The 16107-nt window shown below is 36.6% G+C and carries 15 protein-coding genes, 1 tRNA gene and 1 pseudogene; 11 read left to right on the top strand and 6 right to left on the bottom strand.

Annotated elements, in window-relative coordinates; all coding sequences use genetic code 11:
* Positions 1 to 25 precede the first annotated feature (25 nt).
* The 6 genes and pseudogenes from P9B04_RS01220 to P9B04_RS01195 form a co-directional block, all read left to right on the top strand.
* Positions 26 to 1036 (top strand): annotated as a pseudogene (locus P9B04_RS01220) (AMP-binding protein); the annotation flags it as partial.
* Positions 1037 to 1144: 108 nt separating this feature from the next.
* Positions 1145 to 1876 (top strand): phosphopantetheine-binding protein, encoded by a 732-nt coding sequence (locus tag P9B04_RS01215; protein WP_446717954.1) that lies wholly within the window; start codon positions 1145 to 1147, stop codon positions 1874 to 1876.
* Positions 1863 to 2885, top strand: a complete 1023-nt coding sequence (locus tag P9B04_RS01210) for a cytochrome P450 (RefSeq protein WP_342053175.1) — start codon at positions 1863 to 1865, stop codon at positions 2883 to 2885. The genes P9B04_RS01215 and P9B04_RS01210 overlap by 14 nt, the downstream gene beginning before the upstream one ends.
* Positions 2831 to 3112 carry a cytochrome P450 gene (locus P9B04_RS01205; protein WP_342053174.1) on the top strand — a complete coding sequence of 94 codons (282 nt, stop codon included), beginning with the start codon at positions 2831 to 2833 and terminating at the stop codon, positions 3110 to 3112. Before P9B04_RS01210 ends, P9B04_RS01205 begins: the two co-directional genes overlap by 55 nt.
* Positions 3093 to 4559 (top strand): hypothetical protein, encoded by a 1467-nt coding sequence (locus P9B04_RS01200; protein ID WP_342053173.1) that lies wholly within the window; start codon positions 3093 to 3095, stop codon positions 4557 to 4559. Before P9B04_RS01205 ends, P9B04_RS01200 begins: the two co-directional genes overlap by 20 nt.
* A gap of 15 nt (positions 4560 to 4574) precedes the next feature.
* Complete coding sequence (locus tag P9B04_RS01195) at positions 4575 to 7394, top strand: beta-ketoacyl synthase N-terminal-like domain-containing protein (protein WP_342053172.1); 2820 nt, start codon at positions 4575 to 4577, stop codon at positions 7392 to 7394.
* A 52-nt stretch (positions 7395 to 7446) separates the two neighbouring features.
* On the opposite strand, the gene P9B04_RS01190 is transcribed toward P9B04_RS01195, so the two are convergent.
* Together P9B04_RS01190 and P9B04_RS01185 are read right to left on the bottom strand one after the other, a co-directional pair.
* Positions 7447 to 7956 carry a hypothetical protein gene (locus P9B04_RS01190; protein WP_342053171.1) on the bottom strand — a complete coding sequence of 170 codons (510 nt, stop codon included), beginning with the start codon at positions 7954 to 7956 and terminating at the stop codon, positions 7447 to 7449.
* 147 nt (positions 7957 to 8103) lie between these two features.
* Positions 8104 to 8907: a prepilin peptidase gene (locus tag P9B04_RS01185; RefSeq protein WP_342053170.1), complete on the bottom strand. Its 804-nt coding sequence runs from the start codon at positions 8905 to 8907 to the stop codon at positions 8104 to 8106.
* An 86-nt stretch (positions 8908 to 8993) separates the two neighbouring features.
* On the opposite strand from P9B04_RS01185, the gene P9B04_RS01180 reads away from it, so the two are divergent.
* Positions 8994 to 10103: a Gfo/Idh/MocA family protein gene (locus tag P9B04_RS01180; protein WP_342053169.1), complete on the top strand. Its 1110-nt coding sequence runs from the start codon at positions 8994 to 8996 to the stop codon at positions 10101 to 10103.
* A gap of 32 nt (positions 10104 to 10135) precedes the next feature.
* On the opposite strand, the gene P9B04_RS01175 is transcribed toward P9B04_RS01180, so the two are convergent.
* Together P9B04_RS01175 and P9B04_RS01170 are read right to left on the bottom strand one after the other, a co-directional pair.
* Complete coding sequence (locus P9B04_RS01175; protein WP_342053168.1) at positions 10136 to 10402, bottom strand: YciI family protein; 267 nt, start codon at positions 10400 to 10402, stop codon at positions 10136 to 10138.
* 152 nt (positions 10403 to 10554) lie between these two features.
* Positions 10555 to 10626 (bottom strand) — tRNA-Asn (locus P9B04_RS01170).
* Between the two features lie 152 nt (positions 10627 to 10778).
* Here P9B04_RS01170 and P9B04_RS01165 point away from each other — a divergent pair.
* Positions 10779 to 11258, top strand: coding sequence for a hypothetical protein (locus P9B04_RS01165; RefSeq protein ID WP_342053167.1), 480 nt, complete (start codon positions 10779 to 10781; stop codon positions 11256 to 11258).
* Position 11259: 1 nt separating this feature from the next.
* Here the strand turns inward: P9B04_RS01165 and P9B04_RS01160 are convergent, their stop codons facing one another.
* The gene (locus P9B04_RS01160; RefSeq protein ID WP_342053166.1) at positions 11260 to 11592 is read right to left on the bottom strand and encodes an antibiotic biosynthesis monooxygenase; all 333 of its coding nucleotides are present in this window, start codon (positions 11590 to 11592) and stop codon (positions 11260 to 11262) included.
* A 500-nt stretch (positions 11593 to 12092) separates the two neighbouring features.
* A complete protein-coding gene (gene rsmH / locus P9B04_RS01155; protein ID WP_342053165.1) occupies positions 12093 to 12995 on the bottom strand; it encodes a 16S rRNA (cytosine(1402)-N(4))-methyltransferase RsmH in 903 nt (300 codons plus the stop codon).
* Positions 12996 to 13553: 558 nt separating this feature from the next.
* Between rsmH and P9B04_RS01150 the strand changes: the two genes are divergently transcribed.
* From P9B04_RS01150 to hisD, 3 genes are all read left to right on the top strand, one after another.
* Positions 13554 to 13961 carry a DUF4168 domain-containing protein gene (locus P9B04_RS01150; protein WP_342053164.1) on the top strand — a complete coding sequence of 136 codons (408 nt, stop codon included), beginning with the start codon at positions 13554 to 13556 and terminating at the stop codon, positions 13959 to 13961.
* A 67-nt stretch (positions 13962 to 14028) separates the two neighbouring features.
* The gene (locus P9B04_RS01145; RefSeq protein WP_342053163.1) at positions 14029 to 14373 is read left to right on the top strand and encodes a phage holin family protein; all 345 of its coding nucleotides are present in this window, start codon (positions 14029 to 14031) and stop codon (positions 14371 to 14373) included.
* A 94-nt stretch (positions 14374 to 14467) separates the two neighbouring features.
* Entirely contained in the window at positions 14468 to 15772 is a 1305-nt protein-coding gene (hisD, locus tag P9B04_RS01140) for a histidinol dehydrogenase (protein ID WP_342053162.1), read from the top strand.
* Positions 15773 to 16107 lie beyond the last annotated feature (335 nt).

The following is a 16107-nucleotide window of genomic DNA, read 5'->3' as shown; positions in this document are numbered from 1 at the left end:
TGTTTGGCCTAAGTTTTCGCAGCGAGTGACCCCTGGCTTTTTGAGAAGATACAGAGCTTTGTTACTATACCCTCAAGGATTAGAATTCATCACTGCTTTCTTAGGTTGTTTAGGTGCAGATATCATAGCAGTTCCGGCATATCCCCCAAAGGGTAGTCAAAAAATGTCTCGCTTGCAAGCAATTATTGAAAATTGTCAGCCGGACGTGATCTTAACCACTAGCTCGTTATTGGAGAATGTTCGAGCAAAATTAGGAACAATCATTGATACTAAGAAGATTAAATGTATTTGTAGTGATCAGTTACAAAATATCTCTGATGGAGTAGCAGATAATCTCAGCATAGATCATACAATTGCTTTTCTACAGTATACTTCAGGCTCAACTGGGAATCCCAAAGGAGTGATTATTTCCCATGAAAATATCTTGCATAATTCTGCTTATATCCAAACAGCATTTCAACTAACAGAAGAAAGTGTCTCGGTAACATGGTTACCTAGTTTTCATGACATGGGTTTAATTGACGGTATTATTCAACCCCTTTACACGGGTTGTTTGGGGGTGATTATGTCTCCTGAAGCGTTTTTACAAAGACCTATTCGTTGGTTAGAAGCTATATCATATTATGGTGGTACTCATAGTGGTGGACCAAATCTGGGTTATGATTTGTGTGTTGAAAAAGTCACCGATGAGCAGATAAAAAATTGAGATTTAAGTTGTTGGTTAAGTGCTTACAATGGTTCTGAACCAATCCGAAATAAGACTTTAGAACGTTTTAGTAATAAGTTTAAAAGTTGTGGTTTTAAGAGTCATTATTTTTACCCTTGTTATGGGATGGCAGAATCAACCCTAATGGTATCAGGGGGAGATTTAGAAAAAGAGCCTATCTGTTTAAATTTAGATGCTGAGAAGTTAGCGCAAAATATTGTTTGCGAGAGCAATGGCAATACTAACAAGGTTAAGGAATTAGTAGGATGTGGACATTCTTGGTTAGATACAGATATTCAGATTATTAATCCAGAAAATCAGACTATTTGTGAGGATAATCAAATTGGAGAAGTCTGGGTATCAGGGGATAGTATTGGTCAAGGTTATTGGGAACAACAAGAGGTAACCAAAGCAGTTTTTACTAATACAATATCTTCTTTGAATGGTGATTATTTGCGGACGGGTGATTTAGGTTTTGTCCGTGACAAGGAGTTATTTATTACTGGACGCATTAAGGATTTAATTATTATTTGGGGGAAAAATTATTATCCTCAAGATATTGAAAATACTGTACAAAACTCTCATGCTGCTTTACGCAAGGATAGTGGTGCTGCTTTTTCTCTTGAAGTGGATGGTAAAGAAAGATTGGTAATTGTTCAGGAGGTTGAACGGACTTATCTGAGAAATTTAGACACCGATGAGGTGATAAGAGCGATTAGAGAGGCAGTTTCTTTAGAATATGAACTACAAGTATATGCGATCGCTTTGATTAAAACTGCTAGTATTGCCAAAACTTCTAGCGGTAAAATTCAGCGTTATGCTTGTCGAGATAAATATGTAGCTCAGGAGCTTAATTTAGTAGCAGAATGGCAACAGAAGTTAGTAACAACTGAGTCGATAAAAGATAGTAACTTAGAGATTACTGAAGAAAATATTGCCAATTTGTTGCTTACAAAATTAACAGGTGTTTTAGGATTAGAAGAAGATGAATTGGACATGGAAACTTCTTTTTCTGAATATGGTTTAGACTCCTCAGTAGCTTTAACCTTAACAGGAGAGTTAGGAGAATGGTTAGGGATGGAACTAGAACCCACATTATTTTGGGAATATACAAATATTGATGAATTAACGGAATACTTATGGGAGGAATGGGAAAATGACGAAGATTAAGAAAAATAAAACCTCAAATAAATTAATATTTAATCCTTTTGCTAAGGCATTTCATCATGATCCTTATCCTATTTATGAAAGGTTAAGAAAAGAAGATCCTATTCACTGGAGTTTTTTAAAAGCTTGGATTATTACTCGTTATAAAGATGTGGATACTATCTTAAAAGATAATCGTTTTCAAGTGGATGATTTACCCTTAAGATTAGAGGAAAAAAGTGCCTATCTTAAACAGGGGAACTTTCTTCCTTTGGCTAAAACTATAGATAAATGGTTATTTTTTCAACAACCTCCCAATCACACTCGACTAAGGGGTTTAGTGAATAAAAGTTTTTCTCCTGCTAGTGTGGCAAAAATGAAAGAGGAAATAGAAGCAAAAGTTAATCATTTATTAGACAAAGTATTACCCACAGGAAAAATGGACTTGATTGATGATTTAGCTTCCCCACTTCCTGCTATGACAGTAGCTAGTATTTTGGGTTTACCTGCTGAAGATTATTATAAGTTAGTGCGTTGGTCTTACGAATTATTTTTTGTTTTTGATCAACCTATGTCTTTGGAAGGGTATGAAAAACAGAATAAAATGGCTATTGAAGCTAGGGAATATTTATTAAATTTTATCGCTAACATAGATGATAATTCTCAAGGTTTAATTGCCGAATTAGTGAAAGCAAAAGACGAAGAAAATAAGCTTGACGAGGATGAAATTCTTGGTTTTTGCATTATGTTACTAATCGTCGGACAAGAAACAACTAAAAGCTTTATTAGTAATTCAATACTCGCTTTATTACAACACCCTAAAAAATTACGGGAGTTGAAAGATAACCCTGAACTCATTAAAGAAGCTTCTGAGGAATTATTACGCTATGATACTCCCGTGCAAGTGATCGCTCGTTTGGCTGCGGAAGATGTAGAAATGGGTGGGAAAACTATCTTAAAAGGGGATAAGGTTATTCTTTGTTTGGGTGCTGCAACAGAGATGAGGATAAGTTTCCTAACCCTCAAGAAATAGAGTTTAATCGCACTAATCGTAACCTTCCCTTTGGAGGGGGAATTCACTTCTGTTTAGGTGCATTTTTAGCTAGATTTCAAGGTCAAGTTGCTATCAATAATATAATCCAAAGATTACCCAATCTACAACTGGTAAATCATACACCTGATTGGCGTGAAAGTATTACCCTCAGAGGATTAAAAAGCTTACCTTTAACTTTTGATAAAAATGATTTTAAAACATATTAGTAAACAGACATTAGGCTCAGAGAAAAAAGCACTAAAATTAGCAAAAAAGGGTTATAAAAATATCCCTGCTTATCAAAAATTCCTAGATCAATCTGGGGTAAGCTCGATAGAATCTTTTTCTGATTTACCCATAACTAATAAAAAAAATTACATTTTAAAATTTAAAATTGAAGAATTAATTCCGAAAATAGGTGACAAAGCTTATAGAATAGCTAAATCATCAGGATCATCAGGAAAATCTACTTACTATTTTAAATCAACAGAAAATATCGGTAAAGATTCTTTAAAGTTACGCATATTTCTAGAGAGTAATTTTCAAATTAATCACAAGCCAACTTTAGTAATTATGGCACTTAATTATCCTGCTTGGGGAGGCAGCGAAAATCTAGATTTAGCCTTAAAAAATGCTTCTAGTGATATTGATTATACTTTCTATACTTTCTCTTGTGGGATGGATTTTGATTCTATTATCGATATTATTACCTTGCTTAACTGTGAAGTAGAACAAATTGTACTCATTATTGTTCCTTCTTTCATTTTTCTATTACAAGAAAGAGCAAAAACTTTAGGTTATGAACTACCTTTACATAAATTACGTTACATGGTGGTGGGGGAATTTTTCCCTGAAGAGTTTAGAATTAATTTACAAAATAAAGCCCAAATTCTTGCAGAAGAGCCTTTTTTATACTCTTTCTATGGTAGTACAGAAACTACCAATTTAGGTGCAGAGTCTTTAGCGTCTATTTGTATGAGGAAAATTTTATGCCAAAACCCTTCCTTTGCTGAAAATTTTGGCTTCTCTGAGACGATTCCCTCTCTACTTCATTTTAGTAGTAAAGATACTTTTATTGAAGTAACAGAAGAGGGAATACTTGTAACTAAATGGCAATCTACCCCTTTATTTCGTTATTTTATTGGTGATAGAGTTAGCTTATATTCTTGGCGAGATTTAAAACAGAATTTCCTCAAAGTTGCTGTTGATTATGAAATTTATGGGAAATTACTCAACATAATTAAAAATTCTAGCGACTATTTACCAGATATTTTAGCTATAGAGGGAAGAAGTGATAAATGTCTTATTTTAGGAGGAGTAAATGTTTATCAAGATTCTCTCAACACTATAATTAGAAGTCAAGAATTAGAAGATATTTTAACAGGAATCTATTATGCAAAAATAATTTATCATGAAAACGGACAGCAAGCTTTACAGTTAGTGTTAGAAACAAAAACACCAATTAGTGCAGAAAAAGAAAAAGATTTATACACATTTTTTATTAGAGGTTTATGTGAAATTCAAACCGATTTACGGGAAGATTGGAAGGTGATCTACAACGACTGGGAAAACAATGATGTTAATAATAGAATATTAGCTTTACAGTTTCATTTATACCCAAAACTATCCCAAGAACTATTTAACAAAAATAAACACCAAGGTATCTTACCCTAAAATAATAAGTCAATTATGAATCAAGAACCCATAGCTATTATCGGCATTAATTTCCGTTTTCCTCAAGCAGATACTCCAGAGAAGTTTTGGCATTTACTAACTAATAAAAGAGATGCTATAACTCAGTGTAATCGTCATCTTGATAACTCATTATTGACAATGCAAGCAGGTTTTATTGAAGATATAGATAGATTTGACGCAGATTTCTTCAACATATCCCACGACGAAGCGTGTTTGATGTCACCCCAACAAAGATTATTGTTAGAATCAACTTGGTTAGCTTTAGAAGATGCAGGAATAATTCCTCAAAATATTGCAGGTAGCGATACGAGTCTTTTTATCTCCACAGGTGGTAATGAGTACTATTCTTTGATGAATAATCATCATAAAAGTCGTTTTTCAGCTACCACAGGAAATAACACAGCTATGGCAGCCAATCGTATTTCTAATTATTTTGATCTTCATGGTGCAAGTGTATTTATTGACACAGCTTGTTCCTCTAGCTTGGTTGCTATTCATCAAGCTTGTAATAGTATTTACTTAGGAGAATCTTCTTTAGCTTTAGCAGGAGGAGCTAATTTAATCCTTACTGATGGGGATTTAACCGCATTCACTGATGGGGGGATGATTGCTTCTGATGGACGTTGTAAGGTGTTTGATGCTAATGCTGACGGTTATGTGCAAGGTGAAGGGGTAGCAATGATAGTTTTAAAACCTTTATCTGAAGCACTTAAAAACGGCGATCGCATTTATGGTCAAATTATTGCTACAGGAGTAAATCATAACGGGAAAAGTAATACTTTAACTAGCCCTAATTTAAAAGCTCAAGTTTCTTTACTAGAAAGAATATATGAGCAAAATAAAATCGATCCCAATACCATTGATTATATAGAAACTCATGCCGTAGGGACAACCATTGGTGATGCTTTAGAATTAAAAGCTATAGGTAAAGTTTTCAGCAAAAATCGTCCTTTCAATAATCCTTTGAAAGTAGGCTCGGTTAAGCCCAATATTGGACACACAGAAAATGTTTCAGGAATGGCAAGTTTAATAAAAACTTTGTTATGTTTGCATTCTAGAAAATTAACACCTAACTTACATTTTCACACCCCTAATACCTCGGTGAAATTTGATAAATTAAAGATTCAAGTACAAGATCAATTAGAAGATTTCAATAGCTCAAATGATACCTTAAGAATGGCTATCAGTGCCTTTGGATTTGGTGGCACAAACGCCCATATACTAATAGAAGAAGCTCCTCAACTTCCCGTAGAATCTTCAGAATTTCCTGTCAATATTTTTACTTTATCGGCGAAAAGTGAATCAGCACTGTTAAATTTAGCAAAAAAATATCTTGACTTTATTATTAAGAATAGTAGTATGTCATTGACAAATTTATGTTACAGTACTTGCACAAAAAGAACACAATTTAATTATCGTTGGTGTACAGTTATTGAATCAATATCCCAACTTGAAGAACATCTTACAAAAATAATCAACCAAATCGAAAATAAACAATATGTGGTGAAAAAAGTAGGAAAAAAACGCAACAAAATAAATGCTTTATCAGTTATTTGTGAGGAAGAGAAGATAAGAAGTTTAGGCACTGATTCTTTATCAAAAAAATTGCTAGAATTAGGTGAAATGTGGCTAGAAGGCATAAACATAGAATGGGATGGTTTTTATCACCAATCAACTAGCAAATACATTTCTATTCCAACCTACGCTTTTGATCAAGGAAAATACTGGTTTAGTGATCTTAGCTCAACCGATAGAGAAAATAATCATCAATTATTAGTTACGGAGCAACAAGAAGGTATTATTATTAATGAAGATAAAATCTATAATTTAAGTGAGATTGAAAGCAAATTAATTGAACTATGGAAATATTGCTTGAATAAGAGAGAAATAGATAGGGAGGATAACTTTTTCCATTTAGGAGGAACATCTTTACAAGCTGTTAATTTATCAGCAGAAATGCAAAGAACCTTTAAAAGTGAAATCTCATCTACTATAATTTTCGAGTACCCTACCTTAAAAGAATTATCTCAAGTAATCTTGGAAAATAGGAATATTAACGGTTCTTCTTTAACAGTATTTCATGCTACTGGAAATCAAAATCCTATTATTACAGTAAATACATTTCAACTATCCCATATTTTAGCTCATGATAAAACCATGCAAAACTATCCTTTATATAACCTAAATATTTTTAAACTATCATCAGAAATAAAGCAAAATATTTTGCAAATACCACCTGAAAATACACTAGAAAAAATAGCGAATTATATGGTAGAAGATATTATTAAAGGTCAATTAAAGCAACCCTATAACCTGATAAGTTTTTGTGGGGATAGTCATTTGACTCTAGAAATAGCTTCTCAACTGAACAAAATTAATCATCAAGTTGATTCAATCATTTTAATCGATGGAATATTCAAAAATTATAACCCATCATTGAGTGAGCGATATAAAACCTTCAAAAAATTGGGTTTTGATTATATTTATTTAAAGGGTACAAATGTTATCGATGATTGGTTTAAAAAATTATCAAAAAATAAACTAAATACAGCTAACTACGAGGATAATATTTTTTATCAACACTATCTATTAGGTAGAAGTAGATATGTGACCAAAGCATATCCAGGAAATATACACTTATTATTATCAACGGAATGGCAATCAGCAGACTTATCTTTAGTTAAAGAAATCACATCAAATAAATTGAAAGTAGACCAAGTATTAGGATTACATAATAATCTTATTGAAAGACCTTATGTGGATTATTTAATCCAAAAAATTCACTATATATATTCTATGAAAAATAACCGATAATAAAAATCTCCCCAAAAAGAGGAGATAGTCAACACATTTACTGATATTCAATCTATTTTAGTTCACAGGAATCTCGGTAACACCAACTAAGTAAAGTAACACCAATGGTAAACTTAACTGCTTCTAGTATCCAATAACTCCAATGGAGAGATATCATAATAGAAGGCATGGTATTTGTTGCTTCAAAGGGGTTAATTTCTAACCCAAAACCACTTAATGCAGGGGTTAAGAAATAAGTATAAATCAAAGCAATACCTAGTAAAAAGCTGGCTAAAATAATTGACCAACGTTCCTGAAGATGAATGAGAAGATGATGGCGACGGAAAACTACAAATCCCGTTAAAACAAGGGCTGCACATACCAATTCAATGCGGTTAAATAATCCAAAAATAATATAACCAGCACTGGCGAAACCCCCCTGATTCATCATACCTGATAAAGATAAACCAGGAATGACAACGCAATCCAGAATAATACTACTACTTAGCCAAAAACCCAGGGCAAACATAACAACTGTTGTCCAGCTAAGAAACTTCCAACGACGATTAGATAAAGCGTTCATATTAGGATCGGCTCCTTTACTGACCTATCTATATTATTGAAAGAAAATAGTCTCAAATCGATGGTTTTGATAAATTTCTTTACTTAAAAATAAATAACTTAACAACCTGACTAAAGTCTCGTATTTGCCGAAGTTCATAGCATTGATTTAAGGAAAAAAGTTCCGCATATAGGTAGAAATTATAACTTCTCCCCAAAATAAACTTAAAATTGCCCCCAAAGCTAAAAAAGGACCAAAAGGAAAATATTGAAGACGACCTAAAAATCCTAAGACTCTCCCAAAAATACCAAATAAAGAACCCATTAAACAAGCTAAAAAACTAGTAACTAAAAGATATCGCCACCCGAACCAAGCACCTAGCATCGCAGCTAACTTAGAGTCTCCTCCTCCCAATGCTTCCTTCCCGAAAACCAAGGTTCCTACCCATCTAACAATACAAAATGACCAGATTCCTAGGGCTGCATTTGTGATACTTGCCATTAAATATTCAGGGGTTTTAGCCACTTGCCAACCTATTATGCCTTGAAAAATTAATCCTAAAACCAACCCAGACTTAGTTAATTCTTCTGGTAAAGTCATAGTATCAAAATCGATCATAGCAAGGGCAATTAACCAACTAATTAATACCCAATAACCGATAGTAATGATCGTAAATTGGTATTGCCAAAATACAAAACCAAATAACAAACCGGTAGCAGCCTCTATTATGGGGTAGCGCATGGAAATTGAAGCACCACACCAACGACACCTTCCTCTTAACCATAACCAACCTAATATGGGGACATTCTCTGTTTTACCCAAAGGATGTTCACAATGAGGACAACGTGAAGGGGGATGAATTAAGGAAAGTTCCGCCGGTAAACGATAAATAACAACGTTGAGAAAGCTACCGATACAAGCACCAAAGACAAACACAAAAGGAAGAACAATAGCAGTAGTTAGTACATCCATCAGTTATCAGTTATTACTTATCACTGTTCACTCCTTACACTCTACTATCTTATAATTAGTTTCAAGAAAAATCTTCTCTAAAAATTATGAGTTCTAATTCTCCTATTCGCGTTGCTGTTGTTGGAACTGGTTTCGGTCAAGCTATTCACATTCCAGGGTTACAACATCACCCTCGCACCGAGTTAGTAGCAATTTATAACAGGGACTTGGGTAAGGCAAAAGCGATCGCAGATAAGAACAATATTCCCTATGCTTTTAATAACTTAGACAAACTCCTAGCAATGTCCGACATTGATGGGGTTACCTTATCTACACCTCCTTTTTTACACTACGACATGGGGAAACAAATATTAGGCGCAGGGAAACATCTTCTTTTAGAAAAACCTATGGCTATGTCTGCACAAGAAACTAAGGAATTGTATCATTTAGCCAGAGAAAATAATTTGGTAGCTACTGCAGACTTTGAGTTTCGTTGTGTCCCTGCTTGGCAACTTTTAGCAGAAAAATTACAACAGGGATACGTTGGACAACCAAGATTGATTAAAATCGATTGGTTAGTTGCTAGTCGTGCGAACCCGGAACGAGGTTGGAACTGGTACGCTAGACAGGATAAGGGAGGTGGTGTCTTAGGTGCTGTAGGTTCCCATGCTTTTGATTACATCCATTGGCTATTTGGTCCCGTAAAACGATTATGTGCTAAGCTGGTATGCGCTATTAAACAACGGCCAGATCCCCTAGAAAATGGCAAATTAAAGCCAGTTGATGCAGACGATACCTGTTTAATCATGTTGGAGTTAACGGACGGTACACCGGTGCAATTAACCATTAGTTCTGTTACTTATAGCGGTCGAGGACATTGGTTAGAAGTGTACGGGGATAGTGGCACTTTGGTTTTAGGTAGCGATAATCTCAAAGATTATGTGCATGGGTTCCGTTTACAAGGCAGTCTTCCTGGAAAACCCTTAACAGAACTGGAAATTCCCAAAAGCTTAGCCTTTCCCCAAGTGTTTACCGATGGACGTTTGGCCCCATTTATTCGTGTTGTCGATCGCTGGGTAGAAAGCATAGATCAAAAGCAGTCTTTAACTCCATCTTTGTACGAAGGGGTTTATTCTCAATTATTAATGGATTTAACCCATCAATCTAGTCAAAAAGGGTGTTGGGTTGATGTTCCTGATTTGAATTCAATTCTTTAATATCTTCGATTGTTATTCTCTGGGAATTTTGCTCATTCAACAACAACACACCATTCGTGTAGCTCATACTCTACACAGTTATTAATTATTAGAGGATCTTTCTTAACGATAACTTCTGCCTCTGCTAAAGAACCAGCTTTAAATAACAACATTCCTCCCCCATATTCCCCCCAGTACCCTGTTTTTGCCTCGTGTCCATGATGAATTAAATCTTGGACGTATTCCTTATGGGCAGGTACGTACTGATCAAACGTACCCTTGTCAACAATACCTTTTTCAATTTTAACAAACCAAGACATAATACAGAACTAAACCTTATTAATTACTACCACACCTACATTTTATCCTATCCCGTGAATGCGGATTGTTACATACGATCAACTGTATACCTTCTGATAAAGTACATACACAGGTTTCACTCTCTAAACTTATTCTGCTTAATTTCGGGAAACTCCCCAGGTAGGATTCGAACCTACGACCAATCGGTTAACAGCCGACCGCTCTACCACTGAGCTACTGAGGATTGCTTACACAAGTATTTAATATAGCAATAACCTGTACAATTTGGCAAGTGTTTACTTTACTTTTTGTTATAAAAAATACCCGACCAATACGTTGTTAATTTTGACCTTGGGGCTTTATGGTATAAGTATGCTCCTCATCCCCAAACTCCTCATGTCTATGAGATTTCATCGTCCTGTATCATTATCGTTAATCTCCACAGACTTACCCATAGACTGTTCCCTGGAAACCTCTGGAACCCTCTATCAGAAAGATCGCTTTCGGTTTGATTTGTTGCTTAATCAACCAGATCCCCCCCATTCTGTAGTTGAACAAGAACCCACAGCAACAGTAGAAACCGCTAGACAGATGTTGTGGCTAGAGATTTCTCCTGCACGGGTAATTATGAGCTTACAAGGTAATGGCAAGTTTTGCTATCGGCATTTTTGGGAACCAGGAATTTATGGTTTGAGCCGCTATTGGTTAAACGACAGTGGTGGAGAAATAGGTAATGCGTTTCGCCTCCGTAATTATACTCGTCGCTTACAGTTAGACGGAGAGGTACTACCAGAATATTTGAGGATTGAATACGAGTTATGGTCGGGTAAAGTTCAATTGGGCAACTATATTTTGAACTTAGAGGTATATCATTAAACTATTCTTCAGAAAAACCCTCAATTTCACTACAAACTTCATAAAAATCTGTTTTGGGAGGTTTAACAAATAGAGGAGTCATTTCCTCAAGAATTTGTCGATAAGCCTCGTTCTGGTTGTCTTGCATATCCTCAATTTTTTCCCACATAATGACCGCTATTCCTTCATCTGTCCCCGGTTTTTGTAATAAAAATGCCCCTTGAAATCCTTCTTTGTAAGTAGAAACGGCTTTTTCGTAAAGTTTTTGAGCTTCAGAAAACTGTCCTGGCTTAAATTCTCCCACAGCAACATAAGCATATTTATGCTTTAAGAAATCCAGAAATTCTTTTGACATTATTAGACTCCAAATTTTTGATGGCTTATGGTAAGTCAGATATAAAAAAAGACATAACCATAAATCGGCAAATTTTTACATAATTTTCTTTCCCCAGTATATATGCAGTTGTGGAGCTTTTAAGGGTATTTTTAACTCTTTCTTAAGTAGAAATTCTACCTAAAGTACCCTTAAGTTAGGTAAAATTAATACTAAATACCCTTTAAAAAGTGGATAATCTCAGGTAGACTGACATCTTGATCTAGTATAGAAAAACTTAAATTAGTCAGCAGTTCCTCACTCCGTTCCGGCGCTATCGCACAGCAGTTCCTCACTCCGTTCCGGCGCTATCGCACGGCGTTCAGCATTCGTTTAATCTTACTCACAGTAGATGATAAGGATTCGTATTTTTCAGCTGATGGCTGATAGCTGAACCCCTACAAACTAGCCAGTTTTATCGAAGGTGCAAGATGTGAGTATACCAATTCTACCTACACTCCACACCCTACAGAGATAACTATTCACTGCTCATTCAATTTACGTTGTGCAAATCTCAATTTTGCTGAACGAGATCGAGGGTTATCTGCTTGTTCTTCTGGTTGAGCGATCATCGGTTTTTTCGTCACTACATCCAACAATAAAGAATCTCGAAAACTATATTTAACCCTGCGATCTTCCAAACTGTGAAAACTAATAATTCCTATACGTCCCCCAGGTTTTAGCCAATGAGGTGCTTTTTCTAGGAATTTTTCTAACGATCCTAATTCATCATTTACCGCAATGCGTAAAGCTTGAAAAACGCGCGTAGCAGGATGAATACGTCCGTAACGCTGTTTTGGGGGGAAACACAAAGCGATCGCCTCTGCTAAAGCTGTTGTCGTCTCAAAGGGACGTTGTTGTAAGATGCGACGGGCAATGGCACGAGATCGCCTTTCTTCCCCATACTGATAAAATAAATCGGCTAGGTTTGTCTGATCCCAGGAGTTGATGATACTTGCAGCAGTTAGAGACTGTTGACGGTTCATCCGCATATCTAAAGCTGCCTGATGACGAAAGCTAAAACCTCTTTCTGGGGTGTCAAACTGGGGAGAACTTACCCCTAAATCTGCTATAATTCCATCAAATTCTGCTGCTTTACCCGGGTAATCTGCAAAATTACCCTGCCAAACCCCTAGACGATCCCCTGCTATCTCTGATAAGTTCGATGTGGTTGCATCGATTGCTTCGTGATCGAGATCGATTCCTGTTACTGTAACGTCGGGAAAAGTTGCCAAAATAAGACTACTATGACCACCCCTTCCTAAAGTTGCATCTAAATAATGTCCTTTGGGTTCAATAGCTAAACCTTCGATCAACTCTTGACACAGAACCGGTATGTGAAGCGTTGGGGAAGAAGACTGATTAGGGTGATTTTTGCTGACCATAACAATCAGGTTATCATGATCAAAGCAACGATGAGTCCGAGTTTAAATATTTTTCTACACTTTCGAGCATCAATTAGATACCCACTCTGAGAATCTTTCCCGTAGCCTCGATTATATCCTAGCTTTGCTTTTTTTCGAGCTAATTTTATCCCTGAAAAAGACATCTCTAACAAATTGCTTGAACAGGTGACATAACATCAGTTATGATGACCCTAACAAGAAGTCCATAGAACTACTAAACCTATGGCTAACGAATTCGCAAGTCAAAAGTTCCTCACTGCGTTTAGGCACTATCCCAAAGAAGTTGTTTTTGACCGGGAATTTTATGCTTAGTCTTAACAACCATTCTCCTTAGAAGATAGGGTTTTAGACCCAATTATTTTCCGCAATTCATATAGGCCTAGAGTTCACTACGGGGAACTTATAATGATTAAAATAATTCAAAACAAGAGAAACCCAGGCGGGGATTAAGTTATTATCATGTATTCGGCGGTTCAACCAATGGTGTTTGTTCGCTGTTCCCTTTTAAATTTGAACAGAATATTCACTCGATCTATTATGTCTAGTTTAGCAGTGTTTTTTAGTATTCTTCAAGGATGTACTTTAGTACCAAACTTGTCCCCTAATCCATCACCGCAACTTTCTAATTTTAGTGAGGAAGATGTAACAAATTATGCCCAGACGGTATTAAAAATTGAACGTCAACGACAAATGGCTTATGGACAAATAGAAGCTATCATCGAGGATCAACCCCCAGAGATTGCTTGCAATCAGCCAGAAACCATCAGAAAACTACCCAATAACGCTCAAGAAATTGCCGTAGAGTTCTGTAATCAATCGAAGAAAATAGCTGAAGATAGTGGCTTATCTTCTAATCAATTTAATGCCATCACAGAAAATGCTCAAAAAGATGAAATACTGAAAAAAAGAATCCAAAATGCTATGATTCGTATTAGAAAGCCTTGATATTTATCGATTTAATCTTATTAGTTATAATATAAATACATAAATTAAGTCCGTATAATTAAAGCTTATGTCTCAATTTATCTTAACTTGGATTATTACAGCCTTATCCTTACTCATAACTGCTTACTTAATACCAGGAATCACTATTACGGGGTTCGCAGTGGCAGCGATCGCCACTTTCGTCATGGGTTTAATAAACGCAGTTGTTAAACCCATTCTCCTGCTATTTACCTTACCTTTAACGATTCTTACCCTGGGTTTATTTCTCCTGGTTGTTAATGCTATTTCTTTCTCTTTGGTATCTTATTTGACTCCTGGGTTTACAGTGGATACCTTCTTCGATGCTTTATTTGGCTCTATTATTTTATCAATTATTTCTAGTTTTTTAGGCAATATTTTTGAAGCGAAATAAACCTCAATTTGATAGTAAACAGACAACTATAACCGCTAATCCATAACTGATACTAAAATAGAAAAGAATAGACCAACGTATCAGGAGAGAAGTAGTGGTCAGAATTCTGAAACTTGCCCAAATGACAGCCAAGGATCTCGCCACAGTAAAGCGAAGGGCTGAGTTGGACATCGATAAAGTTATCCCCATTGCCCAAGAAGTAATAAGTGCGATCGCCCAAACAGGAGATAAGGGACTGATTGAATATGCCCAAAAATTTGACTATGCAGGGGCAACTCCAGACAATATAAAAGTTACCCCGGAAGAGTTCGAGGCCGCGCAACATTTAGTGGAACCAGATGTAAAAAAAGCCGTGGATCAAGCCTTTCGTAACATCAAAGAAGTCCATCAAAGGCAACTACCAGAAGAAATGAACCTGGCCGAAATCGATAACGGTATTTTTGCAGGGGAAAAAATCACTCCCATTCCTCGGGTGGGGTTATACGTTCCCAGAGGAAAAGGGGCTTTTCCTTCGATGATGCTCATGTTAACCATTCCTGCTATGGTAGCCGGAGTGGAACAAATCGTCGTTTGTACACCTCCCGATAAACAGGGTAACGTGGAACCAGTTTCCCTCTACGTCGCGCAAATGGCGGGGGTGACACAAGTATATAAACTAGGGGGTATTCAGGCACTAGCAGCCATGGCCTTAGGGACTCCTACCGTCCCCAAAGTGGATAAATTAACCGGTCCTTGTAGTATTTATGGAGCCGCAGCTAAACGGGTGTTATTTGGCACCGTAGATGTAGGTTTACCAGCAGGCCCCAGTGAGTCTATTGTTTTAGCGGATGAAACCACCGATCCCCAACTGGCAGCCCTCGACTTATTGATAGAGGCCGAACACGGCCCCGACTCAGCCGCCCTATTAGTTACCCACAGCGAAACTGTTGCCGAAAAAGCGAGTTATTTTGCTGATCAATACCTGGAAAAACTACCCCAATGGCGACGGGAATTTTCTCAAACAGGGTTAGATGCTTATGGTGGCATCATTTTGACTTCTAGTTTAGAAGAGTCTATCCAATTCATCAACGACTATGCCCCAGAACATTTGGAAGTGTTAGTGGATGATCCCTTGAGGTTAATAGGGGACATTAAGAACGCAGGGGAAATTTTATTGGGCAAATATACTCCCTCTTCTGCCGCTACCTATGCCATCGGAGTAAACGCAGTTTTACCCACAGGAGGATTTGCTCGTTCCTATTCTGCTGTATCGGTGTACGATTTTCTCAAGCGATCGACCGTTGCTTATTTAACCCCCCAAGGTTTCGATCGCATTAAAATAACCAGTCAAACCTTAGCCCAATACGAGGATTTTCCAGCACACGGTATGGCCATTACAGAACGAGATCAACTAATGTAAGGGGGGTTTGGGGGAGGTGCAAGCCTCTTCCAAACAAAAAACCTCGAAGGTGTGCTTAAAGATGCGGGTTGAGAATCCGCTTGGATCGCACCTCTGCCTTCTGCCTTTCAACTCCTGCCTCCTTTTGACGGAAAAATTTTTAACAGAGCGATCGCTTTAATTAAATCACTCTGAAAACTAATGTTACTCCAATTTCATCTCTTAGCTGAAAGCGTGAAGCTTATGTTTAATCTCACTCACGGCATAAGATAGAGATTGATATGTTTCAACTGATGGCTGATATAGCACTACGCAAAAACGTTAGGACAGTTTTTGAACGCAGCATCTACACATTC

The sequence above is a fragment of the Crocosphaera sp. Alani8 genome, from assembly GCF_038442745.1.
Taxonomy (GTDB): Bacteria; Cyanobacteriota; Cyanobacteriia; order Cyanobacteriales; family Microcystaceae; genus Crocosphaera.
Note: the sequence above shows the minus strand (reverse complement) of the source record. Positions and strands in the feature narration are given on the sequence as shown.

Coding starts and splice junctions, on each gene's coding strand:
- P9B04_RS01210 (WP_342053175.1), top strand. CDS start 1,863: ATGACGAAGATTAAGAAAAATAAAACCTCAAATAAATTAATATTTAAT.
- P9B04_RS01200 (WP_342053173.1), top strand. CDS start 3,093: ATGATTTTAAAACATATTAGTAAACAGACATTAGGCTCAGAGAAAAAA.
- P9B04_RS01195 (WP_342053172.1), top strand. CDS start 4,575: ATGAATCAAGAACCCATAGCTATTATCGGCATTAATTTCCGTTTTCCT.
- P9B04_RS01190 (WP_342053171.1), bottom strand. CDS start 7,956: ATGAACGCTTTATCTAATCGTCGTTGGAAGTTTCTTAGCTGGACAACA.
- P9B04_RS01185 (WP_342053170.1), bottom strand. CDS start 8,907: ATGGATGTACTAACTACTGCTATTGTTCTTCCTTTTGTGTTTGTCTTT.
- P9B04_RS01180 (WP_342053169.1), top strand. CDS start 8,994: ATGAGTTCTAATTCTCCTATTCGCGTTGCTGTTGTTGGAACTGGTTTC.
- P9B04_RS01175 (WP_342053168.1), bottom strand. CDS start 10,402: ATGTCTTGGTTTGTTAAAATTGAAAAAGGTATTGTTGACAAGGGTACG.
- P9B04_RS01165 (WP_342053167.1), top strand. CDS start 10,779: ATGTCTATGAGATTTCATCGTCCTGTATCATTATCGTTAATCTCCACA.
- P9B04_RS01160 (WP_342053166.1), bottom strand. CDS start 11,592: ATGTCAAAAGAATTTCTGGATTTCTTAAAGCATAAATATGCTTATGTT.
- rsmH (WP_342053165.1), bottom strand. CDS start 12,995: ATGGTCAGCAAAAATCACCCTAATCAGTCTTCTTCCCCAACGCTTCAC.
- P9B04_RS01150 (WP_342053164.1), top strand. CDS start 13,554: ATGTCTAGTTTAGCAGTGTTTTTTAGTATTCTTCAAGGATGTACTTTA.
- P9B04_RS01145 (WP_342053163.1), top strand. CDS start 14,029: ATGTCTCAATTTATCTTAACTTGGATTATTACAGCCTTATCCTTACTC.